22 protein-coding genes and 1 riboswitch are annotated in these 24988 nt (G+C 72.2%); of the genes, 16 read left to right on the top strand and 6 right to left on the bottom strand.

Annotation, left to right across the window (positions count from 1 at the left end):
* Positions 1 to 11: 11 nt before the first annotated feature.
* The 5 genes from ACO229_RS13700 to ACO229_RS13680 form a co-directional block, all read right to left on the bottom strand.
* Positions 12 to 872 carry a C40 family peptidase gene (locus ACO229_RS13700; RefSeq protein WP_397433577.1) on the bottom strand — a complete coding sequence of 287 codons (861 nt, stop codon included), beginning with the start codon at positions 870 to 872 and terminating at the stop codon, positions 12 to 14.
* A gap of 1 nt (position 873) precedes the next feature.
* Positions 874 to 1042: riboswitch (cyclic di-AMP (ydaO/yuaA leader) on the bottom strand.
* A 188-nt stretch (positions 1043 to 1230) separates the two neighbouring features.
* Positions 1231 to 2568: an FAD-binding oxidoreductase gene (locus ACO229_RS13695; protein WP_423461774.1), complete on the bottom strand. Its 1338-nt coding sequence runs from the start codon at positions 2566 to 2568 to the stop codon at positions 1231 to 1233.
* Between the two features lie 134 nt (positions 2569 to 2702).
* A complete protein-coding gene (locus tag ACO229_RS13690; RefSeq protein WP_423461773.1) occupies positions 2703 to 3638 on the bottom strand; it encodes an ornithine cyclodeaminase family protein in 936 nt (311 codons plus the stop codon).
* Positions 3635 to 4657, bottom strand: coding sequence for a proline racemase family protein (locus tag ACO229_RS13685; RefSeq protein ID WP_423461772.1), 1023 nt, complete (start codon positions 4655 to 4657; stop codon positions 3635 to 3637). The genes ACO229_RS13690 and ACO229_RS13685 overlap by 4 nt, the downstream gene beginning before the upstream one ends.
* Entirely contained in the window at positions 4654 to 5193 is a 540-nt protein-coding gene (locus ACO229_RS13680) for a hypothetical protein (protein ID WP_397433571.1), read from the bottom strand. Before ACO229_RS13680 ends, ACO229_RS13685 begins: the two co-directional genes overlap by 4 nt.
* 167 nt (positions 5194 to 5360) lie before the next feature.
* Here ACO229_RS13680 and ACO229_RS13675 point away from each other — a divergent pair, with 167 nt between their 5' ends.
* The 13 genes from ACO229_RS13675 (at position 5361) to clpX (ending at position 20398) form a co-directional block, all read left to right on the top strand.
* Positions 5361 to 7481, top strand: a complete 2121-nt coding sequence (locus ACO229_RS13675; protein ID WP_423461771.1) for a serine hydrolase domain-containing protein — start codon at positions 5361 to 5363, stop codon at positions 7479 to 7481.
* A 2-nt stretch (positions 7482 to 7483) separates the two neighbouring features.
* Entirely contained in the window at positions 7484 to 8830 is a 1347-nt protein-coding gene (locus tag ACO229_RS13670; protein ID WP_423461770.1) for a sensor histidine kinase, read from the top strand.
* Positions 8827 to 9489 (top strand): response regulator, encoded by a 663-nt coding sequence (locus ACO229_RS13665; protein WP_397433568.1) that lies wholly within the window; start codon positions 8827 to 8829, stop codon positions 9487 to 9489. The genes ACO229_RS13670 and ACO229_RS13665 overlap by 4 nt, the downstream gene beginning before the upstream one ends.
* A 128-nt stretch (positions 9490 to 9617) precedes the next feature.
* Positions 9618 to 10724 (top strand): glycoside hydrolase family 5 protein, encoded by a 1107-nt coding sequence (locus ACO229_RS13660; RefSeq protein WP_423461769.1) that lies wholly within the window; start codon positions 9618 to 9620, stop codon positions 10722 to 10724.
* Between the two features lie 153 nt (positions 10725 to 10877).
* Positions 10878 to 11267, top strand: coding sequence for a cupin domain-containing protein (locus tag ACO229_RS13655; protein ID WP_423461768.1), 390 nt, complete (start codon positions 10878 to 10880; stop codon positions 11265 to 11267).
* 34 nt (positions 11268 to 11301) lie between these two features.
* Positions 11302 to 12435 (top strand): flavin-containing monooxygenase, encoded by a 1134-nt coding sequence (locus ACO229_RS13650; protein ID WP_423461767.1) that lies wholly within the window; start codon positions 11302 to 11304, stop codon positions 12433 to 12435.
* Between the two features lie 73 nt (positions 12436 to 12508).
* Positions 12509 to 13813 (top strand): ABC transporter substrate-binding protein, encoded by a 1305-nt coding sequence (locus ACO229_RS13645; RefSeq protein WP_423461766.1) that lies wholly within the window; start codon positions 12509 to 12511, stop codon positions 13811 to 13813.
* A complete protein-coding gene (locus ACO229_RS13640; RefSeq protein ID WP_397433562.1) occupies positions 13810 to 14730 on the top strand; it encodes a carbohydrate ABC transporter permease in 921 nt (306 codons plus the stop codon). The genes ACO229_RS13645 and ACO229_RS13640 overlap by 4 nt, the downstream gene beginning before the upstream one ends.
* The gene (locus tag ACO229_RS13635; RefSeq protein WP_397433561.1) at positions 14727 to 15557 is read left to right on the top strand and encodes a carbohydrate ABC transporter permease; all 831 of its coding nucleotides are present in this window, start codon (positions 14727 to 14729) and stop codon (positions 15555 to 15557) included. Before ACO229_RS13640 ends, ACO229_RS13635 begins: the two co-directional genes overlap by 4 nt.
* Positions 15558 to 15810: 253 nt before the next feature.
* The gene (tig, locus tag ACO229_RS13630) at positions 15811 to 17190 is read left to right on the top strand and encodes a trigger factor (protein WP_423461765.1); all 1380 of its coding nucleotides are present in this window, start codon (positions 15811 to 15813) and stop codon (positions 17188 to 17190) included.
* Between the two features lie 233 nt (positions 17191 to 17423).
* The gene (locus ACO229_RS13625) at positions 17424 to 18059 is read left to right on the top strand and encodes an ATP-dependent Clp protease proteolytic subunit (protein ID WP_397416265.1); all 636 of its coding nucleotides are present in this window, start codon (positions 17424 to 17426) and stop codon (positions 18057 to 18059) included.
* A 47-nt stretch (positions 18060 to 18106) separates the two neighbouring features.
* Positions 18107 to 18820 carry an ATP-dependent Clp protease proteolytic subunit gene (locus tag ACO229_RS13620; RefSeq protein ID WP_397416263.1) on the top strand — a complete coding sequence of 238 codons (714 nt, stop codon included), beginning with the start codon at positions 18107 to 18109 and terminating at the stop codon, positions 18818 to 18820.
* 288 nt (positions 18821 to 19108) lie between these two features.
* A complete protein-coding gene (gene clpX / locus ACO229_RS13615) occupies positions 19109 to 20398 on the top strand; it encodes an ATP-dependent Clp protease ATP-binding subunit ClpX (RefSeq protein WP_397433559.1) in 1290 nt (429 codons plus the stop codon).
* Between the two features lie 151 nt (positions 20399 to 20549).
* On the opposite strand, the gene ACO229_RS13610 is transcribed toward clpX, so the two are convergent.
* Entirely contained in the window at positions 20550 to 22382 is a 1833-nt protein-coding gene (locus ACO229_RS13610) for an AMP-dependent synthetase/ligase (RefSeq protein ID WP_423461764.1), read from the bottom strand.
* Between the two features lie 181 nt (positions 22383 to 22563).
* Between ACO229_RS13610 and ACO229_RS13605 the strand changes: the two genes are divergently transcribed.
* From ACO229_RS13605 to ACO229_RS13595, 3 genes are all read left to right on the top strand, one after another.
* Positions 22564 to 22881, top strand: coding sequence for a chorismate mutase (locus ACO229_RS13605; RefSeq protein ID WP_182618444.1), 318 nt, complete (start codon positions 22564 to 22566; stop codon positions 22879 to 22881).
* A 201-nt stretch (positions 22882 to 23082) separates the two neighbouring features.
* Entirely contained in the window at positions 23083 to 24261 is a 1179-nt protein-coding gene (locus ACO229_RS13600) for a Vms1/Ankzf1 family peptidyl-tRNA hydrolase (protein WP_397416255.1), read from the top strand.
* 174 nt (positions 24262 to 24435) lie between these two features.
* The gene (locus ACO229_RS13595; RefSeq protein ID WP_397416253.1) at positions 24436 to 24942 is read left to right on the top strand and encodes a DUF1877 family protein; all 507 of its coding nucleotides are present in this window, start codon (positions 24436 to 24438) and stop codon (positions 24940 to 24942) included.
* Positions 24943 to 24988 lie beyond the last annotated feature (46 nt).

Below are 24988 nucleotides of genomic sequence, written 5' to 3'. Positions count from 1 at the left end.
GACGACGGCGGTCAGCCGACGTGGATGAAGACCGGGGCGTCCTGCCAGATCGACGTGTAGCGGACGGTCTCGCCGGGCACCGGGGCCTCGATCTGCATGCCGTCGCCCGCGTAGATGGCGATGTGGCCGGGGGACCAGATCAGGTCACCGGGCTGTGCGGCGTCCGCGGAGACCGCGGTGCCGGCGTAGCGCTGCTCCGAGGACGTGCGCGGCAGGTCGATGCCGACCTGCGCGTACACGTACGAGGTGAAGCCGGAGCAGTCGAACCCGGCGGGGGTGGAGCCCGCCCACAGGTACGGCACGCCGAGGTACTGCATGGCGATGTCGACGATGGCGGACCCCGAGGCGGACACCGGGGCGGCCTCCTCGACGGGCTCCTGGACGGTCTCCGCGACCGGCTCCGCCTCGGCGACGGCCTCCTCCACGACGGGCTCCGGCTCGGGCTCGACGACGGGCTCGGGCTCCGGCTCCGGCTCGGGGGCCGGGGTGACCTTGATGGTGCCGGTCTCGAGCGTGAACTCGCTGTCGGCGGCGACCCGGACCGCGGGAGCGGTGTCGGCCTGCGCCGTCGTGAGCGCGGCGGTGGTCACCTCGGCGGCGGCCGCCTCCGTGCGGGCGGCGTCCTTGCGGGCGGCGTCCTTGACGGCGTCCTTCACGGTCTTGAGCTCGGCCGTGCTGGTGCCCGGGTCGCTCGCGGGGGCGGCGTGGGCGGGGGCGCCGAGCAGGGAGACGAGGAGTCCCGAGCCGGCGGCGACGACCGCGCCACGGCGGGCGGTCGCGGACAGGCCGCGTGCGGCGGCACGTGAGAACGGTGTCAGCGGTGTGATGGGCGGGTGGGCAGCACGATGCCGCCCGGGCGTGCGTGTGTTCACAACGATTTCTCCCGGCGCCTGCGAGGTGAGCTGTCGGATTCGGATCGGAGAATGACCCGGCCGCGTCGTGCTGGTGCGGCTTCACCCCAAGGGCACCGTCGGTGCCCGTCTTCGTGGTTCCCCCGTCCCTGTCATCTGTTCTCGAGCAGATCTCGCGGCGGTGACAGGGCTCGGCGTCCACCACGAGTGCCCACGGAATTCCCCGCGAGCGGGACCGACCGTAACCCGGGTCGGCCAGAAAGTCACAATCGCGTTACGGCCGAGGGGTCAGTCCTGGTAGCGCTTGACGGTTATATCCGACATGAGATACGTCACTCCGGCCTGTGGTGCGCCCCGGTTCCGGGGCGCACCGCGCGTCCTACGCCGGCCGTACGTTGAGGTTGTGCGCGAACAGGTTGGCGGGGTCGTACCGGCGCTTGACCGCCGCGAGCCGGTCGTAGGTCCCGGCCGGGTAGACGTCCGCCACGTCCTGCTCCGTGGCCGACGTCAGGAAGTTCGCGTAGGCCCCGCGCAGGTGCGGCGCGAGCTTGTCCCAGATCGCCTCCACGCCCGGACGCGCGGCCTCGACGACCGCCTCCGGCCCGCCCGTGACCGTGGCCACCATCAGCTCCGCCTGCCGGTGCGCGTACGCGGTGGCATCGCCCGCCACCCGCGCCACCGCGCCCCCGACGGTGCGGATCGCGATCGACGGCGATCCCGCCGACGTGCCGACCTCCGCCAGGATCTGCAGCACCTCCGGCACCTGGTCCCGCTCCACGAACCCGTCGTGGGCGAGCACCCGGATGCCCGGCGGCGGCGTGGCCCCCTCGACCAGCACGTCCGGGTAGGCGGTCAGGGCGACGTCGTCGACCAGGACGGTGCCCAGCCGACGGACCGGGTCGAGCGCGCGGTCCGCGGCCTCCTGATCGTCCCCGTCGAACGCGACGTGGATCTCCAGCGGTGCCTCCGGGCCGCCCGCGAACGGGTTGGCGAGGTTCGCGATCGACGTGAGCTCCTCCGGCGCCGTGCGCAGGTACTCCGCCCAGCCCTGGAGCACCTCGGCGGCCTCGGCGGCGGGGAACGTGATCCTGCCGAAGAACAGGTCGGTGGTCGGGTGCGCCTCGAACACGAACGTGGTCACGACGCCGAGGTTGCCGCCGCCCCCGCGCAGCGCCCAGAACAGCTCCGTGTTCTCGTCCGCGCTCGCGGTCGCGACCGTGCCGTCGGCGAGCACCACCTCCGCGGCGACCAGGGCGTCCAGGGCCAGCCCGTACCGGCGCACCTTCCACCCGATGCCGCCGCTCAGCGTCAGCCCGCCCACGCCCACGCTCTTCGTGTCGCCGGACGAGATCGCCAGGCCGTGCGGGGCCAGGGCCGCGGCCACGTCGCCCCAGTGGGCGCCGCCCCCGACCCGCACGGTGTTCCTCGTGTCGCCCAGGACCTCCACGGCCGCCAGGCCGCCCAGATCGACGACGACGCCGTCCCCGGTGCCGAAGCCCGCGAAGCTGTGCCCGCCGCCGCGTACCGACAGGGCGAGCCCGGAGCCGGCCGCGAACCGGACCGCCGCCTGCACGTCCTGAACGGTCCGGGGTCGCAGGACGACGGCCGGGTGCGCTGCCGCCAGCGCGGTGCGGGCGGCGTCGTCGTAGCCGTCGTCGCCCGGTTCGATGATGGTGCCGCCGAAGTCACGGCGAAGGGTCTCGTGCACTGAACTCATGACGTTCCTTCCCTGGACCCGGCCGCGTGCCGGCCGGACCCAGGGAAGACTCCGCAGCCCGTGCGGATGTGACAGGGCCCGTCCGTGACGCGGGTCACGGGGACGCCGACGCGTGCCGTGGGCACGCCCCCGGCTCACCCCGCGCCCGCGAGCACCGCCTCGGCCACGACCAGGTCCTCCCAGGACATGCCCGTGGTCTTGACGACGAGCGGCCGGGCGGGGTCGGGGCGCACGGCGCCCGTGACGACGTCACGCATCGGCACCAGGTCCTCGGCGGCCAGCGCGCCGTCCGCGATCGCCAGCACCACGTCACCCGCCTCGCGCAGGGCGGCCCCGACGTCCTCGACCACCACGGTGGCGCGGCCGAGCAGGTCCGCGGGCAGCTCCCGCGCGTCCGGCTCGTGCGAGCCCACCGCGAGCACGACCGCGGTCTCCGCGACCAGGTCGGCCTCGAACAGCGGCGCACGGGCCGACGTCGCACAGACCACGACGTCGGCGGCGCGCAGCGCGGCGTCCGACTCCGTGGTGCCGAGCCGGACCAGGCGGGCCCCGCGCACGGGCACCGACCGCGCGGGGTCGCGCACGAGCTGGGTGACGGCGACCTGCCGGCCGGGCAGCGCGCCCGCGAGCGTGGCGGCGTGCCCGTGCGCCTGCGGGCCGGCCCCGATCACCGCCACGGACAGCGGCCCCGACCCGGCCGCCAGCCGGTCCAGCACGGCCGCCACCGACACGGCGGGGGTGCGCAGCGTCGTCAGGGCGATGCCGTCGAGCACCGCGACCACGCCCAGCGTGGCGGCGTCGAGCAGCAGGTAGGAGCCCTGGACCCGGGGCATGCCCCGGCCAGGGTTGGCGGGGGCCACGGTGGCGACCTTGATGCCGACGTGCGCCCGGCCGCCGCCGTCCGAGGGCATGAGCAGGAGCTCGCCGGCCGCCACGGGAACGGCCTGGCGGGGCAGGTCGGCGGCAGGGTCGAGCCCGCCGCGCAGGGCGGCCACGATCGCGGCGACGGCGCCGGCGGGCGGGCACGCGGCAGCCACGGCCGCGGCGTCCAGCACGAGGGGCGCGCTCATCGCAGCACGAACCCGGGTACGAGGGGGTCGGCCGGGTCCACCACGAAGCGGTGCTCGCCCGTCCGGTAGGCCGTCCCGCTGACCTGGGGGACCACGGCGGCGCGGTCCCCGACGCGCGTCGTGCCGACGACGGCGCCCGTGAACGCCGACCCGACGATCGACTCGTGGTGCAGCACCGGGCCGCCGACGCCGACCCGGCCGTCCTCGGCGAGGACGGCGAGCCGGGCGGCCGTGCCGGAGCCGCAGGGGGAGCGGTCGACCTGCCCGTCCGCGAAGACCGTCACGTTGCGCTGGTGCACGTCGGGCGCACGACCGGCGCCGAGGTCCTCGTGGAGGATCGTCCCGTACACGCCGCTCAGCCGCGGGTCGCCGGGGTGGACGGCCACGCCGTCGGCGTCGAGCGCCTGCTTGATCTCGCGTCCCACGGCGATCAGGTCGGCATAGCGGGCCGGTTCGACCGTGAGGCCCAGGCTCGTCGCGTCGACGCTCGCGTAGATCGCGCCCCCGTACGCCAGGGTGACCGACGCGGCACCGCGCGTCGTGGGCACCAGCAGGTCGCGGGCGAGCACGTAGCCGGGCACGTTCACGAAGTCGACGCTCACGGTGCGCCCGCCCGCCCGGTGCACGCGGGCGGTCACCCGCCCGGAGGGCACGTCGACGACGACGTCGGCCGTACCGTCGTCGGGAGCCGCCACCAGACCCGTGTCGACGGCCCACGCGCCCAGGGCGATCGTGCCGTGCCCGCAGGCCGTGGAGAACCCGTCCTTGTGCCAGAACAGGACGCCGAGGTGCGCGCCGTCGTCGTCGGGCGGCACGACGAACCCGCCGTACATGTCGGCGTGCCCGCGCGGTTCGGAGCACAGCAGCCGGCGCAGCCCCTGGGCCGCGGGGTCGGCCAGCGCCCGGGCCCGCCGGTCGGCGACGGAGCCGCCCGGCAGCGGCACGGGTGGCTCGGCGACGATCCGGAACGGCTCGCCCGCCGTGTGGTAGTCGGTGGTGGCGATGCCTGGCGTGCTCACCGGTCCGTCCCCGGGGTGGAGGCAGCGGTGCCGGGGTCCGCCTCGGTCTCCGCGGGCTCCGCCGTCCCCCGGCGCGGTGCCGCGTCGTCGTCCTTGAAGACGTTGTCGAGCGTCACGACGAACGTCGTGAACACGGTCACCAGGGCGGCCACGACCCACAGCGTCCACTGCAGGAAGGCCCAGGGTGCCAGCGTCCCGAGCCACCAGAAGAACCAGGCCAGGCCCCCGCCCACGAGGACCACGATGACGACCATGGTCACCTTGGCCCCGTCCACCCGGCGGCGCGGGCGCTGCGGCCTGCGGTCCACCCGGCCCGACACCGCGCGGCGGGCCGTGCGCACCGCCAGCTCGTTGAGCGCGTCCTCCAGGGCCGCCTTGCCGTGGCCGTCGGGCATGTCCCGGTGGATGGCCACCAGGCGGTGCAGCCGGCGCTCCGTGCCGGGCAGGACACCGAGGAACGAGACGAGCGCCGACACCAGCGCACCCACCGCCGGCAGCCCCACCGACAGGATCGACACCATCTCCGAGGTGATCACGCGCCGAGCCTACTCACGCACGCCCTCCACGGGGAGGAGATCGTCTCCACCAAAGGTCGCAGGTCAGGTGGGTACCCGTGCCCGATGTGGTGCGGGCGACCGGCCGACAGGGTGGTGGTGTCCGGAAGAACCAGTCCGGAGACCCGCCGAACCCGAGGAGCACGACGATGTCCCCGTCCCACCCCCACACCCCCGCAGAGCTGCCCGACGGCGGCCCGCCCCGGCCCGGGCCGCACGGCGTGGTCCCGCGCCCGGCGGCGTCCGCCCGCGGACCGCGCGTCGCCCACCGGGTCGCCGCCGCGCTGGTCGGGCTCGGCCTGGCGGTCGGCCTCGCGGCCGCACCGGCGGCCGGCGCCACGCCCGCCGCAGCCGCCGCCGAGCCGACACCGCCACCGCCCGTGGTGGCCCCGGCCGAGGCCCACACCCTGGACCGGCCCGACGTCGAGGCCTGGCTCGACGGCCTGCTGCCGGCCGCGCTGGAGAACGCGGGCATCGCGGGCGGCGTCGTCACGGTGGTGCACGACGGCGAGATCGTCACCACCCGCGGGTACGGGTACGCGGACACCGGGACGACGGGCGGCGACCCCGTACCGGTCGACCCCGAGCGGACGCTGTTCCGCCCCGGTTCGGTGTCCAAGCTGTTCACGGCCACCGCGGCGATGCAGCTCGTCGAGCGCGGCGACCTCGACCTGGACACGGACGTCGCCGAGTACCTCGACTTCGACGTGCCGCGGAACTTCGACGAGCCGATGACCCTGCGCCACCTGCTCACCCACACCGCGGGCTTCGAGGAGCGCATCGACGGGCTGATCGGCACGGGCGACGAGTCGCCCGTGCTGCGCGACGCGCTGGCCACCGAGCCGCCCGAGCAGGTCTTCGAGCCGGGCACGGTGCCCGCGTACTCGAACTACGGCAACGCCCTGGCGGGCTACATCGTCGAGCGGGTCAGCGGCGTGCCGTTCGAGGAGTACGTCCGCCGCAACGTCCTGGAGCCGGCGGGGATGACGTCGTCGACGTTCGAGCAGCCGCTGCCCGCCGGGCTGCGCGACCAGATGTCGAACGGGTACCCGTCCGCCGCCGACGCGCCGGGTGGGTTCGAGATCGTCGGGACGTCCCCGGCCGGCGCCCTGAGCGCGACGGCGCCCGACATGGCCCGGTTCATGCTCGCCCAGCTCGGCGAACCCGGCGCCGGCACCCTGCTCACCCCGGCCACCCGTGAGCTCATGCAGAGCCCGGCGCTCGACGAGAGCACCCTGGGCACGCTCGCGGGCGCCCCGGGCATGGCGCTCGGCTGGTTCGACGAGAGCCGCAACGGGCACCGGATCGTCGGCCACGGCGGCGACACCAACTACTTCCACTCCCACCTGCAGATCTACCCCGAGGAGCGCACCGGCATCTTCGTCTCGCTGAACAGCACGGGCGCCTCCCCGTACGCGACCCTCACCCTGCGGGAGTCCGTGCTGCACGGCTTCACCGACCGCTACTTTCCCGCCGACGCCGCCCCCGCGGCCGGCACCGTCGACAAGGCCACCGCCGCCGAGCACGCGGCCCTGGTCGAGGGCAGCTACGTCGCCTCACGCGGCATGCACAGCACCTTCCTCGCGATGCTCGACGCCTTCAGCGTCACGCAGGTCACGGCCCGGCAGGACGGGCGGCTGCTGTTCACCCCCGGCCCCGCGAGCGCCGAGCCCGCCGTCTACGAGGAGGTCTCGCCCTGGGTCTACCGCGAGGTCGGCGGGCAGCGCACCGTCGCCGTACGGGTCGAGGACGGGAAGGTCGACGCGATCGGTTTCGAGGGCGCCTTCGCGATGCTGCCCGCCCAGCCCGAGCGCAACCCCGCCGTCGCGCTCCCGGTGCTCGGCGTGTCGCTGCTGATCCTGCTGGTGACGGTCGTCGCGTGGCCGGTCGGCGCGATCCGGCGCCGGGTGCGCCGGCGGGCACTGCCCCAGGGCGCGCCGTCCCTGCCGGAGCGCACCGGACGGGTGTCCCGGCTCCTGACCAGGATCGCGGCCGTCGCCGTGCTGCTCGCCGCCGGCGGCTGGACCGCCACGGTCCTGACGGTGATGAGCCTCCAGGACGTCACCGAGCTCTCGCTGCGCCAGCTCCAGGCGGTCCAGGCGGTCGGTGTGCTCGGGCTCGTCCCCGCGGTGCTCCAGGTCGTGGACGCCGTCCGGCACCGCCACGGCTGGCGGCGCGTGCTCGGCACGCTCCTCGTGCTGCTCGCCCTGGCCGGCGTCGCGTGGTTCGCCGTCGAGTTCCGCCTGCTGGCGCCGTCGGTATCGTACTGACGATGCCCACGACGGACGGCCCCACGGCGAGCGACGACCCGGTGCTGCCCCTGCCCCGCCGCGGCTGGCTCGACACGCTGCTCACCCGGGCGGGCATCACCGGGGTGCTCGCCCGGGACGCCCTGCTTGCCGCGGCCGTCCTGGCCGTCACCGCCGCCCTCCTGGCCGGGCTGTTCGGGCAGGTGCTCGGGCAGGAGGGCCTCGTGCTCGGCCCGGTGCAGGGCGTGGTGCTCGCGGTGGCCGTGTGCGCGCAGGCGGTGCCGCTGGTGCTGCGCCGGGTCCGGCCGGTCCTGTGCCTCGGCCTGGTCGTGGCGTGCCAGGTCGTCATCATCATGGCCTCGCCGGACGACCTGTCGATCGGCGGCATCGCGCAGGTCGTCGCCGGCTACACCGTGGGCCTGCTGCTGCCCGCCCGCCGGGCTCTGACCGTCACGGGTGCCGCGGCCCTGGTCGCGGCGCTCGCGGCGGCGGGGACGGTCGTCGTCACCGGGAACGGGCTGATGGTCCCGGTGCTCAACCACCTCGTGTCCGGCGTGCTCACCTACCTGGTGTGCGCCCTGATCGGCAACGCGGTCGCCACGCGCCGCGGCTACACCGAGCTGCTCCGTCTCCGGGCCGCCGAGGCCGTGCGCACCCAGCGGGCCACCACCCAGGCTGCGATCGTCGCGGAGCGGTCGCGCATGGCCCGCGAGCTGCACGACGTCGCCGCGCACCACCTCTCGGGGCTGGTGGTGCAGGCGGCCGCGGTCGAGCGGCAGATCGACGGCGACCCCGAGGCCGCGAAGCAGGGCGCCGCCTGGATCCGCAGGCAGGGCAAGGAGACGCTCGAGAGCCTGCGGCTCATCGTCGGGGTGCTTCGTGAGCGTCCCGGTACCGAGGACGCCTACGACGCGCCGCCGCCGGGCCTCGGCGCCCTCGACGGCCTGGTGCGGACGGCGCGGACGCTCGGCGCGGACGTGGAGCTGGTCCGCGAGGGGACGCCGCGGCCGCTCGCCCCGATCGCGGACGCGGCGTTCTACCGGGTCGCGCAGGAGTCGCTGTCCAACGCGCGCCAGCACGCACCCGGTGCGCCGGTGCGGCTCACCGTCCGGTTCGGGGCGCGGGAGGTCGCCCTGGAGGTGGTGAACGGTCCCGCCCCGGGCACGACGCCGGGCCGCGACGAGAACCGCCGGGGGATGGGCCTGATCGGCATGCAGGAGCGGGCGCAGCTCGTCGGGGCGACGCTCTCCACCGGCGCCACGCCGTCCGGCGGATGGCGGGTGCTGCTCACGCTCCCGCTGCACCACGAGAGCACGGGTACGGTGCCCGTGGCGGCGCCCGCGGCGCCCGGCGAAGGGGGACAGGGATGATCAGGGTCGTGCTCGTCGACGACCAGGCGGTGGTCCGTGCGGGATTCCGGTTCCTGCTGGAACAGGCCGACGACATCGAGGTGGTGGCCGAGGCCTCGGACGGGCCGACGGCGGTGGAGCTCGTGCGGCGGCACCGCCCCGACGTCGTCTGCATGGACGTGCGCATGCCGGGCGGCGACGGGCTCGCCGCGACGCGCGAGATCACGGCCCGCCCGGACGACGGAGGGACGACGCCGGCCGTGCTGGTCGTGACGACGTTCGACCTCGACGAGTACGTCTTCGGTGCACTGGAGGCCGGCGCCGGCGGGTTCATCCTCAAGGACTGCGAGCCCGAGGAGCTGATCGACGCCGTCCGGCGCCTCGCCGACGGCCACGGGCTCATCGACCAGGCGGTGACCCGCCGCGTCATCACGGAGTTCGCGCGGCGCAAGGCCCCGCCCGCTCCGGCGTCGGACGCCGCGGCGCAGCTCACGGCGCGGGAGGCGGAGATCGTGCGGCAGCTCGCACGGGGGCTGTCGAACGCGGAGATCGCGGAGGCGCTCGTGGTCGAGACGAGCACGGTGAAGTCCCACCTGGGGCGCGCGATGGCCAAGATCGGCACGCGCGACCGCCTCCAGACGGTGGTCTGGGCCTACCAGAACGGGCTCGCCGCGTACTGAGGGGTGGCGCCGGCCGGGAGTGTGGGAATCCCCGATATTCACCCGGGCCGGTGCTTGCTAGCGTCGCTGCGACCAGCAGGCCGGCACCGCCGCCGGCGTCGCCCTGACCCGAACCGAGGTGGTCTCCCATGGCCCTCCGTCGCGCCCCGATCGTCGTCGCCGTCGCCACGGCCGCGCTGCTGTTGACAGGAGCCGCGCTCGCGCCGGGCCTGTCGGCCCCGGCGGTCGCCGTCCACGCCGGGCCTGCCGCCGAGGCCCCGGCCGGGACCGGGGCCGAGTCCGACGGGCCGGACGCCGCACCGGCGGCGGTGACACCGGTCGAGGCCAACGGGCAGCTCAGCGTCTGCGGCGTCCGCCTGTGCAACGAGCACGGCAAGCAGATCCAGCTGCGCGGCATGAGCACGCACGGCACCCAGTGGTACGCGCAGTGCGTGGACGGTGCGTCGCTCGACACCCTCGCGTACGACTGGAACGCCGACGTCGTGCGCATCTCGACGTACGTGCAGGAGGACGGCTACGAGACCGACCCGGCGCGGTTCACCGCCCTGGTCAACCAGTACATCGACATGCTCAGCGAGCGCGGCTTGTACGCCATAGTCGACTGGCACATGCTCGACCCGGGCGACCCCAACTTCAACCTCGAACGCGCCAAGACGTTCTTCACGGCCGTCGCCGAGCGGAACAACGGCAGGAACAACATCATCTACGAGGTCGCGAACGAGCCCAACGGGGTGTCGTGGCAGACCATCAAGAGCTACCACGAGCAGATCGTCCCGGTGGTCCGCGCGAAGGACCCGGACGCCGTCATCCTGCTCGGCACGCGTGCCTGGTCCTCGCTGGGCGTCTCCGACGGGGCGAGCGAGTCCGAGGTCGTGAACAACCCGGTCGACGCCTCCAACGTCATGTACACGTTCCACTTCTACGCGGCGTCGCAAGGCCAGGAGTACCTGGACGCGCTGTCCCGCGCCGCGGACCGCATCCCGATGTTCATCACGGAGTTCGGCACGCAGGACTACGCGGGGGAGGGCGCCAACGACTTCGCCATGGCGCAGCGCTACCTCGACCTGGCGGCGTCGAAGAAGATCAGCTGGGTCAACTGGAACTACTCCGACGACCACCGTTCCGGCGCGGTCTTCACCGAGGGCACCTGCGGCAGCGGCTCGTACGGCACGGACCGCCTCAAGGAGGCCGGCACCTGGATCCGCGACCAGATCCGCACGCCGGACGACTTCTAGGCGACCCGCCGGCGGCCGCCCGGTGCGGCGGCCGCCCGGCGCGGTGGCGTCCTGCGTGATGGCGGCGCTGCGCCTGACGGGAACGAACTCCAACCCGCCCGGCACCTGCTCTGCGGCCATGACGAACCCAGGGACCCGCGAGAAGATCGTCCGGTGCGGATCATCCAGCTCCCGGCGCGAGAGACCTCCCGGTTCGGCAGTGCAGGCGTCGACATGGACTTCCTGCCGCAGGTGCTCGACGCCGAGCGCACCACCGTGAACGTCGCCCGGATCGTCGCCGGCGGCGTGCTGGGCGAGCACCCGGCCACGTCCCTCCAGATCTTCGCCGTCCTGGCCGGCGAGGGCGTCGTCACGTCGCGGGGCGCGAACGGCGACGCCGACGAGCGCTGGGACATCGAGCCCGGCCAGGCCGCGGTCTGGGAGCCCGGCGAGATCCACCGGACGACCGCGACCACGGACCTGCTCGCGGTGATCGTCGAGACCTCGGCAGACACCCTGGCCCTCCGTGACCACGACCTCCTCGCGGGCCCGCCCCTCGACTGAGCGGCCGCCGTCCGCCGGGCACTACGCTCCCTCCATGGTTCTCACCGTGTCCGTCATCGGCGCCGGACCCGCAGGCCTCGCCGCCGCAGCCACCCTGCAGCACAGGGGCGCCGACGTCACCGTGCTCGAGAAGTCGGAGCACGTCGGCAACGCCTGGCGGCACCACTACGACCGCCTGCACCTGCACACCACGCGCGGCCTCTCCAAGCTGCCCGGCCTGGCGATCCCGCGGGAGTACGGCCGCTGGGTCGCCCGCGACGACGTCGTCCGCTACCTGGAGGCGTACGCCGCCCACCACGGCCTGCACGTCGAGCACGGCGTCGAGGTCACCCGGCTGGACCGCTCCGCCGCCGACGGCGATGCCGCCCGCCGCTGGACGATCACCACCACCGACGGCACCCGCACCGCGGACGTCGTCGTCGTCGCGACCGGCTACAACCACACCCCGCACCTGCCGGACTGGCCCGGCCAGGACGGCTTCCCCGGCGACGTCGTGCACGCGAGCCGCTACCGCAACCCGGCCCCCTACGCGGGCAAGCACGTGCTGGTCGCGGGCGTGGGCAACACGGGCGCCGAGATCGCGCAGGACCTCGCCGAGAACGGCGCGGCGAGCGTGCACCTCGCCGTGCGGACGCCTCCGCACATCGTGCGGCGCAACCAGGGGCCGTGGGCCGCGCAGTACACCGGCCTGCTCATCCGGCACCTGCCGACTGCCCTCGTCGACGCTCTCTGCGTCCCCGTCCGCCGGGCCAGCCTTCCCGACCTGGCTCACCTCGGCCTGCCGATCCCGGAGGTGGGCCTGGCCACGCGCGTGGCCCAGGGCGCCATCCCCGTGCAGGACATCGGCCTGGTCGCCGCCGTCGAGGCCGGCACGGTGCGCGTGGTCGGGGCGGTCGAGCGGTTCGACGGCGCCGAGGTGGTCCTGGCCGACGGCGCCCGGCTGGCCCCCGACGTCGTGCTCGCCGCCACCGGCTACCGGCGCTCGCTCGAACCCGTCGTCGGCCACCTCGGTGTGCTCGGTGAGCGGGGCAAGCCCGTGGCGACCAACGGCCGTCCGGCCGCGCCCGGGCTCTACTTCACCGGATTCACCAACCCCATCAGCGGCATGTTCCTGGAGATGGCGGCGGACGCACGGCGGATCGCGCGCCACGCGACCCGCGGCAGGTAGCCGATCCCGACACGACGTATCGATTCGGTCGAAATGCTTGACACCTCGACCTCCGACCGGCAGCGTCCGCCGCATGAGCCGCAGAAAGACCCTCGCCACCGCCGCCGCTGCCCTCGTGGCGCTGACCCTCGGCGCCTGCGCGCCGTCCGCGGACAGCCCCGAGCCCGGCGCGGTCGCGGGGGAGGGGTGCGACGGTGACGCCGTCGCGCTCGACGTCTGGTCGTGGCGCACCGAGGACGTGAAGACCTACGAGCAGATCTTCGACGTCTTCGAGAAGGCCAACCCCTGTGTCACGGTGACCTTCCAGGCCCACCTCAACACCGAGTACGACCAGATCCTGCGCACCGGCCTGACCGGCTCGGACGGCCCGGACATCGCCCAGGTGCGGTCCTACGGCCTGCTCCAGCCGCTCGTCGACGGCGGCAACCTGGAGCCGCTCGACGACTTGGTCCCGGCGCTCGCGGACTTCGACGAGGCCGCCCTCGACGGCGCCCGCGGCCGCCAGGACGGTGCGGTCTACGGCGTGCCCCTGGCCACCCAGACCATCCAGGTCTACTACAACACCCGGATCTTCGAGGAGAACGGCCTCGAGGAGCCGGAGACGTGGGACGACTTCATCGCCCTGAACGACACCCTCCTGGAGAAGGACGTGACGCCGCTGGCGGTCGGCGCCCGCGACGGCTGGTTCGTGCCCACGGTGCACGACGCCCTGACGGCCGCCCAGTACGGCGGCGCGGACTTCCAGCAGGCCCTGCGGGACGGCGCGACGGACTTCACCGACCCGGCCTACGTCGACTCGATCCAGACGCTCGCGGACCTCCAGCAGTACATGCCCGACGACGTGACCGGGGTGCCCTACACGGACGCGCAGGTGCTGTTCACCTCCGAGCAGGCGGCGATGTTCGCCGGCGGTTCGTACGAGCAGGCGTTCTTCCAGGACGCCAACCCGGACCTCGACCTCGGCGTGTTCCAGGTGCCGCCGCCGCCCGGCTCGGCGCTGGACCACCCGGTCACCCCGGGGTATGCCGACGGCAACTGGGGCCTGTCCGCCACCACGGACCACCCCGAGGAGGCCCAGGCGCTGCTGAGCTGGCTCGCGAGCCCCGAGTTCGGGCAGCTCGTGGCCGACGAGCTCAAGCAGTTCTCGCCCATCCCGGGCGTCGAGTACTCCGACCCCCTCCAGCAGGAGATGTGGGACCTGTACCAGGAGAACCCCGCGCCGTACCTGCTGCTCGTCGACTACCGCTACGGCGACCCGGTCGGCACCGACCTGATGGGCGAGGCGGGCCAGAAGCTGTTCCTCGGTGACACCGACGCGGCCGGTGCGGCGGACATCATCCAGGACGGCCTGTCGGCCTGGTGGACGCCGGGCGAGTGAGCCGCCGTCGCACAGCGGCGCTGCCCACGTCCGTCGCACTGCTCTTCCTCCTGCCCGCCGCGGCGCTGTTCGCCGTCTTCGTGCTCTACCCGATGGCCACCGCGCTGACCTACTCGCTGTTCTCCTGGCGCGGCACAGCGCAGGGGGCCTTCGCCGGGGTGGACAACTTCGTCGCGCTGTTCACCACCGAGCCGTACCGCAGCCAGCTCCCGCGCGCGTTCGGGCACAACGCGCTGCTGTTCGCCGGGGCGATGCTGGCCCAGAACACCGTCGGCCTCCTGCTCGCGTACGTGCTGCACCAGCGCGAGCGGTTCCGTCGCCTGTTCCAGGTGCTGTTCACCATGCCGTACCTCGTCTCGCCGCTCGTGGTCGGCTACCTGTGGTCCCTGCTGCTCTCGCCGCTCTTCGGCCCGGTCAACGCCCTGCTGCGTGCCGTCGGCCTGGACGCCGTGGCCCAGCCCTGGCTGGGCGACCCCGACACGGCCCTGTGGGTGGTCGTGCTCGTCACGGCGTGGCAGTGGGTCGGCTTCCCCCTGCTCGTCTACGGCGCCGCCCTCGGCGCGCTCGACCCGAGCACCCAGGAGGCCGCGATGCTCGACGGCGCGACGTCGGCCCAGCGGTTCTGGCACGTCACCCTGCCGATGCTCACGCCCGTGATCGGCACCGTGAGCGTGCTGACCTTCATCTTCTCCATGGAGGCGTTCCCCATCCCGTACGCCCTGGGCGGCTCCAGCGGCAGCCCGGCGGGCGCCACCGACGTCATGTCGCTGCTCTTCTACCGCACGGCGTTCCACTCGGGGGCGTCCAACGCGATCGGCATCTCGTCGGCCGTGGCGATCGTGCTGTTCGTCGTGATCGTGGGCGTCTCCGTGGCGTTCACCCGGTGGTTCCGCGGCGTCGAGCGGAGGCTGACGTGAGGCGGCCCGGCCCGGTGCTGAACCGGGTGGTGGTGAACGTGGTGCTGTGGGGCTACGCCGTCGTCGCGCTGGTGCCGCTGCTGACCATGGTCTGGAACTCGTTCCGGTCCGACCAGGAGCTGGTGGCCGAACCACTGGGCCTGCCGCACGCCCCGTCGTTCGACGCCTACCGCGAGGCCTGGGTGGAGGCCTCCTTCTCCACCTACTTCCTCAACTCGGTGCTGGTCACCACGGCGTCCGTGGCCCTGTCGACCGCCGTGTCGCTGCTCGCGGCCTACGCGCTGGCCCGGTCGCGCTCGCGGCTCATGGCCGTGATCGAGCAGGTGTTCGTCTCCGGCCTGATGATGCCCGTGTTCCTGATGATCGTGCCGATCTTCTACCTGCTCGACACCATCGGACTCGCCTCGACCCGCACCGGCCTGATCCTGGTCTACGCGGCCGTCTCCATCCCGTTCTCGGTGTTCGTGCTGGCCACGTTCCTGCGCCAGCTCCCCGACGAGCTGGAGGACGCCGCCCGGATCGACGGCGCCGGACCCCTGCGCACCTTCTGGTCGGTGCTGCTGCCGCTCGTGAAGCCCGCCGTCGCCACGGTGGTGGTCTTCCGCTTCGTGCCCATCTGGAACGACTTCTTCTACCCGCTGATCCTGGTGCGTGACCGCGCGCAGTACACGCTGCCCGTCGGCCTGACCACCTTCTTCGGGGAGTACCAGACGTCGTGGTCCACGCTGTTCGCGGGCCTCGTGATCGCGACGCTGCCGCTCGTGGTCCTCTTCCTCGTGGCGACCCGGCAGATCGTGGCGGGGCTCACCGCAGGGATCGGGCGCTGAGCTCCGGCGCGCTTGCGCTCTGGGCTGACAACCGTGGCGTATGCGCCCGGCTGTGGGAGGCTGGTGGGTGTGCGGCATGCCACCGGCCTGCATTCGGCGCCCGTGGCCGCGAGGCGTACCATTGACGGGTTGCCCGTGCGCCTGCCGCACAGCGCTGTCAGCGAGCAGCGGCAACTGAGTTGAGCATCCCCGCGCCACCCGGGAGGCAGTACGCCGGCGTGCGCGCACCCCCGACATTCTGGAGACCATCGAAGTGAAGAGCGCCGTCGAGACCTTGGAGCCCACCAAGGTCAAGCTGACCGTCGAGGTGGACTACGACGAGCTCAAGCCGAGCATCGATCACGCCTACGAGCACATCGCGGAGCAGGTGAACGTCCCCGGCTTCCGCAAGGGCAAGGTGCCCCCGCGCATCATCGACCAGCGGGTCGGCTGGGCCGCCGTGATCGAGCACGCCGTGAACGACGGGCTCTCCGGCTTCTACCAGCAGGCGCTCGGCGAGACCGAGCTCCGCCCGCTGGCCCAGCCCCAGGTGGACGTGGCCGAGATCCCGGCCAAGGCCGGCGAGGGCCAGCTCAAGTTCACCGCCGAGGTCGAGGTCCGTCCCGAGATCGAGCTCCCCGAGCTGGCCGACGTGGACCTGACCGTCGACTCCACGACCGTCACGGACGAGGACGTGGCCGAGCGCCTGGAGGCCCTGCGCGAGCGCTTCGGCACCCTGGTGGGCGTCGACCGCCCCGCCGCCGAGGGCGACTACGTCGTCATCGACCTCAAGGCCGTCATCGGTGACGAGGAGGTCGACTCCGTGTCGGGCGTCTCGTACCAGATCGGCTCCGGCAACATGCTCGAGGGCCTGGACGAGGCCCTCACCGGCCTGTCCGCCGACGAGACCACCACGTTCAAGGCGCCGCTGGCCGGCGGCGACCACGAGGGCCAGGAGGCGGACGTGACCGTCACCGCCACCTCGGTCAAGCAGCGCGACCTGCCCGAGGTGGACGACGACTTCGCCCAGCTCGCCTCCGAGTTCGACACGATCGAGGAGCTCAAGGAGGACCTGAAGACCCAGGTCGCCGGCATCAAGACCTCGAACCAGGCCGTCACCGCGCGTGACGCCCTCATGGAGAAGCTCCTGGAGACCGTCGAGGTCCCCGTCCCCACGGGCGTGGTCGAGGCCGAGGTGCACCGTCACCTCGAGTCCGAGAACCGCCTCGAGGACGACACGCACCGCGAGGAGGTCCGCGAGGACGCCACCAAGGCGATCAAGAACCAGATCCTGCTCGACACCCTCGCCGAGAAGCTCAAGGTCCAGGTCAGCCAGGGCGAGCTCGTCGAGTACCTGGTGAGCGCCTCCCAGCAGTACGGCATGGAGCCGGGCGAGTTCATCAAGACGCTCGAGCAGGGTGGCCAGATCCCCGCCATGGTCGGCGAGGTGGCACGCTCCAAGGCGCTCGCCGTCGCGCTGCGCCAGATCGAGGTCAAGGACTCCGAGGGCAACGTGGTCGACCTGAGCGAGTACATCGGCTCGGACGAGGCCGACGAGGCCCAGGCCGCGCTCGCCGACGCCGTCGCCCAGGCGCAGGACGCCGACGCTCCCGAGGGCGCCGACCCCGACGCCGCGGAGCCCGCGAAGGCCTGACGTCCGCGCCGGCCTCGGGCAGGCCGGGCACGACGTCCCGACGGCGGTCCGCACCCTCTGCGAGAGGGTGCGGACCGCCGTCCGCGTTACCCCTGACTTCGCCGTGGGCAGCACCGGTGCGCTGTAGGCGAAACGGCTGCCGGATCGGGAGTTCCGGCGGCCGGAGGCACGTTAGGGTCGAGCGACACTACGTCGTAGGACGTGGTCCACAGACGAGAGTCAGAACCGAGGAGATGGACGTGAACGATCTGCTGCGGATGGATGCTGGGCCGGTGGCGCGGACGGAGGGTGCTGGCTTCGGGCTCAACGACTCCATCTACAACCGGCTGCTCAAGGAGCGCATCATCTGGCTGGGGTCGGAGGTGCGCGACGAGAACGCGAACGCGATCAGCGCACAGATGATGCTTCTCGCGGCCGAGGACCCTGACAAGGACATCTGGCTGTACATCAACTCGCCCGGCGGCTCGATCACGGCCGGCATGGCGATCTACGACACGATGCAGTTCATCAAGCCGGACGTGGCGACGGTCGCGATGGGAATGGCGGCGTCGATGGGGCAGTTCCTGCTGTCCTCCGGCACCAAGGGCAAGCGGTACATCACGCCGCACGCCCGCGTGCTGATGCACCAGCCGTCGGGCGGTGTCGGCGGCACGGCCACGGACGTGCGGATCGGCGCGCAGCTCATCATGCACATGAAGAAGGTGCTCGCCGAGCTGACGGCCGAGCAGACCGGCCAGCCGGTCGAGAAGATCATCAAGGACAACGACCGGGACAACTGGTTCACGGCCTCCGAGGCACTGGAGTACGGCTTCGTCGACCACGTCGTCGAGACCGCCGCGCTGGCCGGTGGCGGCGGCATGACGAGCTGACCGACCGCACCCACGCACCCAGACCTGATCCACAGAGGAGAACTACCGTGAGCCCTGAAGCCCAGTTCGTCGCAGCCGCGGAGCGCCTTGCCGGCGTCCGTTCGGGTGCGGGGATGCCCTTTGCCACCGCCGGCGCCATGCCGTCCTCCCGCTACGTGCTCCCGCAGTTCGAGGAGCGCACCGCGTACGGCTTCAAGCGCCAGGACCCGTACACCAAGCTGTTCGAGGACCGCATCATCTTCCTGGGCGTCCAGGTCGACGACGCGTCCGCGGACGACGTCATGGCCCAGCTGCTGGTCCTGGAGACCCAGGACCCGGACCGCGACGTGATGATGTACATCAACTCGCCGGGTGGCTCGTTCACGGCCATGACGGCGCTGTACGACACCATGCAGTTCATCAAGCCGCAGATCCAGACCGTGTGCCTGGGCCAGGCGGCCTCCGCCGCGGCGGTCCTGCTGGCCGCCGGCCAGCCGGGCAAGCGCCTCGCGCTGCCGAACTCCCGCGTGCTGATCCACCAGCCCGCGATGGAGGGTGGCGGCTACGCGCAGGCCTCGGACATCGAGATCCACGCCAACGAGCTCATCCGCATGCGCGAGTGGCTCGAGCTGACGCTGGCGACGCACAGCGGCAAGTCGGTCGAGGAGGTGCGCGACGACATCGAGCGCGACAAGATCCTTACGGCCGAGCAGGCGAAGGACTACGGGCTGGTCGACGAGGTGCTCCAGTCGCGCAAGCCCGTCGCGGTCGTCACGAACTGATCGATCACGTCGACGCGGCCGGTCCCGCACCGGCCGACGCCGGGGCAGCTCCACCGATACTGGTTGGACGCGAGCCCCGGCGTCGGGCATTGTGGGACCTGCTGCACACTTCATGACAAAATTGTCATGAAGTGGTGAAAGTCGCCTCAGCGACCCGCCGGGCCGCCGGGCTGACAACGGGCCACTGGTGGTGTGGAATGGATCTGAGACCGCTTGACGTTGCGGATCTGCTGGGTCAGCCGGCCTGTGCGGGACTCCGTGAGGATGCACAAGGCGAGGAGACAGGTAGTGGTGCGAATCGGTGACGGCGCGGAACTGCTGAAGTGCAACTTCTGCGGCAAGTCGCAGAAGCAGGTGAAGAAGCTGATCGCCGGACCTGGCGTCTACATCTGCGACGAGTGCATCGAGCTGTGCAACGAGATCATCGAGGAAGAGCTCGGTGAGGCGGCTGAGCTCGGCCTGACGGAGCTGCCCAAGCCGCGCGAGATCTTCGACTTCCTCGAGCAGTACATCATCGGCCAGGACCCGGCCAAGCGTGCCCTGGCCGTCGCGGTCTACAACCACTACAAGCGGATCCAGGCGGGCGAGGCCGGTCGCTCCATCGGGCCGGACGACCAGGACCCGGTCGAGATCGCCAAGTCCAACATCCTGCTCATCGGCCCCACGGGCACGGGCAAGACGTACCTGGCGCAGACGCTCGCCAAGATGCTGAACGTGCCGTTCGCCATCGCCGACGCCACAGCCCTCACCGAGGCGGGCTACGTGGGCGAGGACGTCGAGAACATCCTGCTGAAGCTCATCCAGGCGGCGGACTACGACGTCAAGAAGGCCGAGACCGGCATCATCTACATCGACGAGGTCGACAAGGTGGCCCGCAAGGCCGAGAACCCGTCGATCACGCGGGACGTGTCCGGCGAGGGGGTGCAGCAGGCGCTCCTGAAGATCATCGAGGGCACCACGGCCTCCGTGCCCCCGCAGGGCGGGCGCAAGCACCCGCACCAGGAGTTCATCCAGATCGACACGACGAACGTGCTGTTCATCGTGGCCGGCGCGTTCGCCGGGCTGGACGACATCGTCGCCGCCCGCTCCCGCAAGCGGGGCATCGGGTTCAGCGCCCCGATGGAGTCCATCGCCCGCGACGAGGACCTGTTCGCCGAGGTCCGGCCCGAGGACCTGCAGAAGTACGGCCTGATCCCCGAGTTCATCGGCCGCCTGCCCGTCATCGCCTCCGTCTCGCCGCTGGACCGTGACGCGCTGGTGCGGATCCTCACCGAGCCCAAGAACGCGCTGGTGAAGCAGTACAAGCGCATGTTCGAGATCGACGGCGTGGAGCTCGAGTTCGACGAGCCCGCCGTCGAGGCCATCGCGGAGCAGGCGCTGCTGCGGGGCACCGGGGCGCGCGGCCTGCGGGCCATCATGGAAGAGGTGCTCCAGCAGGTCATGTTCGACGTGCCGAGCCGCGACGACGTCGAGCGCGTGGTCATCACCCGCGACGTGGTGCTGGACAACGTCAACCCGACCGTCGTCCCCCGCAAGACCGCGGTCCGCTCCCGCCATCCCCGCGAGAAGAGCGCCTGACAGCCCTCCCGCAGCCGTGGGGGAGCGCGCAGCAGAAGTGCGCTTCTAGCCAGTCATGGGGCCCAGAACTCACACGAGTTCTGGGCCCCATGACTGGGTAGAAGCGCACCTTTCGGTGCCGCGGGCAGCACGGCCCCACGGCACCGGCGGGTCAGCGGCTGGTCGCCGGCTCGGTCCGGGCCAGCGGGGCGCCGTACAGGGCGTCGATCGTGTCCGCGAAGTCGGCGACGACCTTGCCGCGCTTCACCTTGATGGACGGCGTGAGATAGCCGTTCGCCTCGGTGAAGTCGAGGTCCAGCACCGTGATCTTGCGGATCGACTCGGCCTTGGACACGGCCTCGTTCGCCTGGGCGACCACCTTGTCCAGCTCCGCCAGCACCTTCGGGTGCACGCGGGCCTCGGCCACGGTCAGCGCGGGCAGCCCGTTCGCCGCGCACCAGCCCGGCAGCATCTCGGCGTCGAGCGTGACCAGGGCGCCGATGAACGGGCGCTGGTCGCCCACCACGACGACCTGGCTCACGATCGGGTGAGCACGCATGCGGTCCTCGAGGACGGCGGGGGCGACGTTCTTGCCGCCGGCCGTCACGATGATCTCCTTCTTGCGGCCCGTGATGTGCAGGTGACCGTGCTCGTCCAGGCGGCCGAGGTCGCCGGTGCGGAACCAGCCGTCGACGAGCGCCTCGGCGGTCAGCCCCGGCTGGTTGCGGTACCCCCGGAAGATGTGCGGGCCGCGCAGCAGCACCTCGCCGTCGTCGGCGATGGCGATGTCCGTGCCGAAGAACGCCGGGCCCACCGAACCGACGACGATCTTGCCCGGCAGGTTGACCGAGGTGGGCGCCGTGGTCTCCGTGAGGCCGTAGCCTTCCAGGATGGTGACGCACGCGCCGCGGAAGAAGTGGCCCAGGCGCTCGCCCAGCGGCGCGCCGCCCGAGACGGCCCAGCTGAGCTGCCCGCCCATGGTCGCCTTCAGCTTGCTGAACACCAGCCGGTCGGCGATGGCGTGCTTCGCCTTGAGCAGGGCGTCGGGGCCCGACGGCGTGTCGAGGGCGCGGGAGTAGTCCTCGGCCACACGGGCCGACCAGGCGAAGATCTTCGCCTTGAGGCCGGACGACGCCTTCTGCTCCGCGCTGTTGTAGACCTTCTCGAACACGCGGGGCACGGCCAGCAGGTAGGTCGGGCGGAACGAGCCCAGGTCGCCGACGAGGTTCTTGATGTCCGGGGCGTGGCCCAGCACGGCCTGGCCGGCGATGGTCGCGACCTCGACGAAGCGGGCGAAGACGTGCGCCAGCGGCAGGAACAGCAGCGTGCGGGCGTTCTCGGCCTGGAGCAGCTCCGGGATGCCGACGGCGGCGTTCATGGTCAGGTGGGCGAAGTTGCCGTGCGTCAGCTCGACGCCCTTGGGGCGGCCGGTGGACCCGGAGGTGTAGATGACGGTGGCGAGGTCGTCCCGGCGGACGGCCGAGCGCCGCTCGGCGACGATGCCGGCCGAGAGGTTCGTGCCCGCGCGGCGCAGGTCGAGCACGGCGCCGTGGTCCAGCACCAGGATGTCCTCGAGGCCCGGCAGGGCGGTGCGCACCTGCTGGACGGTCTCGGCGTGCGCGTGGGACTCGACGACGATCAGGCGGACGTCGGCGTCCGAGAGGATCCACCGGACCTGCTCGGCCGACGAGGTCTCGTAGACCGGCACCGCGACGGCACCCGCGGCCCAGATCGCGAAGTCGAGCAGCGTCCACTCGTAGCGGGTGCGCGACATGATCGCCACGCGGTCGCCCGCCTCGATGCCGCGCGCCACGAGGCCGCGGGCGACGGCCAGGACCTCGTCCTCGAACTGGCTCGCGGTCACGGGGATCCACGGCCCGGCCGGGGTCTCCCGCCGCTCGATGAGCGTCTCGTCTCCGGAGCGGGCCACACGGTCCGTGAGGATGGTGTTGATGCTGGTGCCTTCAGGCACCTTCACCAAGGCCGGCGACGAGACGAGTGTCATCTGCTGCTCTCCGTTGAAGTCTGGAAGGGGTGAGGGGCCTTCACCAAGTTGCGTGCCTGCTCGGCAGACTGTAGCTGATCGACGTCTCACGTCGGAACAGGCTTCGCCCGCCGGGGGTCAGGCCGGTTAGCCTCTTCCTGTGTCTGACAACGAACCGACCGGCGCTTCGGTGCCCGCCGAGATGCCGTCCGAGATCATCCGGCTCCGCGGGAGCATCGACAACATCGACGCGGCGTTGGTCTACCTGCTGGCCGAACGGTTCAGGGTCACGCGCCGGGTCGGTGAGCTCAAGGCGGTCGGCGGCCTGCCCCCGGCGGACCCGGCTCGTGAGCAGGAGCAGATCGCCCGCCTGACGAGCATCGCCGAGGAGTCGGGCCTGGACCCCGAGTTCGCCGAGCAGTTCCGCCAGTTCATCGTGAGCGAGGTGATCCGCCACCACGAGCTGATCGCCGCGCAGCACAAGGGCGACAACCTCCCTGAGGTGGACACCTACGCTTGAAGGTGAATCCTCCTTGAGGCAACTTTGCCCGGCCTTGACGAGTGATCGACGTCGAGTAGTGGATATTTGGTGACCGGGTCACAACCAATTCCGGCACGGGGGTGGCGCGCACCCGCGATCCGTCGTTTCCTGGAGGGAACGCCGGGGCGAGGGGTGCGGTAGGGCGCCACCTCGACCTCGGCGGGAGACGCGGAGGTTCGAATGAAGATCGACTGGCTCAAGCCCCTCCTCGGCCACCAGGGTCCCTTTGCGACCCTGCACCTCGACGCGACGCCGTCCGAGCAGGCCGCCGAACGCGACGTCGAGGGCCGATGGAACGCGGCCCGCAAGGATCTGGCGCAGCAGGGGGCCACCCCGCAGGTGCTGGACGCGATCGCCGAGGTGGTGCTGCGACCGACGAGGGTCCCGGGGCCCCACGGCAGGGTCGTCATCGCCGACGACTCGGGCGTGCTGGTGGACCGCGTGGTGAGCAACCCACCCACCTCGACGACCTGCTCGTGGGCGCCGGTGCCCGCCCTGCTGCAGGCCGCGCTGGCGGCCGACGAGTCCGTGGAGCTGCTCAAGGTCGCCGTGGACCGCGCGGGTGCGGACTTCGCCCGGGTGGGTCCCGAGGGAAAGGTGCACAGCACCTTCCAGGCGCCGCACGACGAGATCGAGAAGACGGCGTCCACCGGCACGAAGCGGTCGCGCATCGAGTCCCGGGCCGAGGACTCGTGGGCGCGCAACGCCGCGGCGGTCGCGGCCGAGATCGAGCGCCACGTGGCCGAGACCAGGCCCGAGCTGGTGCTGCTGACGGGGGACGTGCGCGCGGTCTCGCTGACCCGGGACGCGCTGACGGCGCCGACGTCCGAGATGGTCGTCGAGGTGCCGGGCGGCGGACGCACCAGCGGTGTCAACGAGAGCGCGTTCGCGGAGCGCGTGGCCGAGGCGCTCGACTCCTACCGGGAACGACGGCGGGAGCGGGTGCTGGCCGAGCTGCGGCAGGAGCTCGGACGCGAGTCCAACGCCGTCACGTCGGTGGACGACGTCGTCGCGGTGCTGGCCCGCGGGCAGGTCAAGGACCTCGTGCTGGCCGAGGAGTACGGCACGGGCGGGTCGGCCGTGAACGGGCGGATGCTCTGGATCGGCCCCGACCCGATGCACATCGCGGCGACCCGGTCCGACCTGGAGGACATCGGCGTGACGGAGCGGCTGGAGGAGCTCCCGGCGTCGGTGGCACTCGTGCGCGCCGCCGTCGGCCAGGATGCCGGGCTGACGTTCGCGCCCGAGGGGTCCGTGGGGCTCATCGACGGCGTCGCGGCGACCCTGCGGTGGCGCGATGACGGCACGCCGACCGAGGTGCTCGCGAGCATGTCCGGCGACGACCGCCGGCTGCAGTGACGCCCCGCGTGAATTCGGTGTGAATTCTCGGCCAGGTCCAGGAGGCTAAAAACCCCAGAACGGACACGCGCTCGGATGGAATTTCCGTTTTACCGCGTATGAGACATTGTTGCATCGGAATGTGTCCGGTTTGCCCATACACACGGAAACGCATTATCGGTACGGTCTCGGGCCATGGGGATGATTCATTGTGAGTACGCGCGGCTGGCCGCCGACGACTTCGACAAGGCACGGACCGACCTGACCTGGGCGCTGGAGCACATCGACGAGCTCGCGGGCGAGTGGGTACAGAAGGACCTCCCGGCGCAGGAGGCCCGGTACTTCAGCATCGGCACCGTGTGGGGTCCGCTCCACACGGTGCTGCGGGTGCACGGCGGTATGCCCGTCGACCCGGTGCAGGGTGGCGCGGAGCTCGGTCCCGCCGACGGGATCACGCCGGTGCGCTACCTGGCTCCGGAGGACGTGGCGAAGGCCGCCGCGTTCCTCGTGGGCACGTCGTTCGACGCCCTGGCGCCGCTCGCCGACGCCGCCCACGTCTGCGACGAGGACGTCTGCCCGGACCCGGCCGAGCACGCGGCGGAGACGGACGCCGAACGCCTCGGGGTGGCGTACGGCGAGCTTGCGGCGTTCTACGGTGCGGCGGCCGAGGCGGGCGACGCGGTGGTCCTGATGCTGAACTGACGGCGCCCGTGCCAGAGGTGCCGAGAGAAGACTGTGGCGAGACAGA

The sequence above is a fragment of the Promicromonospora sp. MS192 genome (genome assembly GCF_049532985.1).
In the GTDB taxonomy this organism is placed as follows: Bacteria; Actinomycetota; Actinomycetes; order Actinomycetales; family Cellulomonadaceae; genus Promicromonospora.
This window is presented reverse-complemented; position numbering and strand designations above follow the sequence as displayed.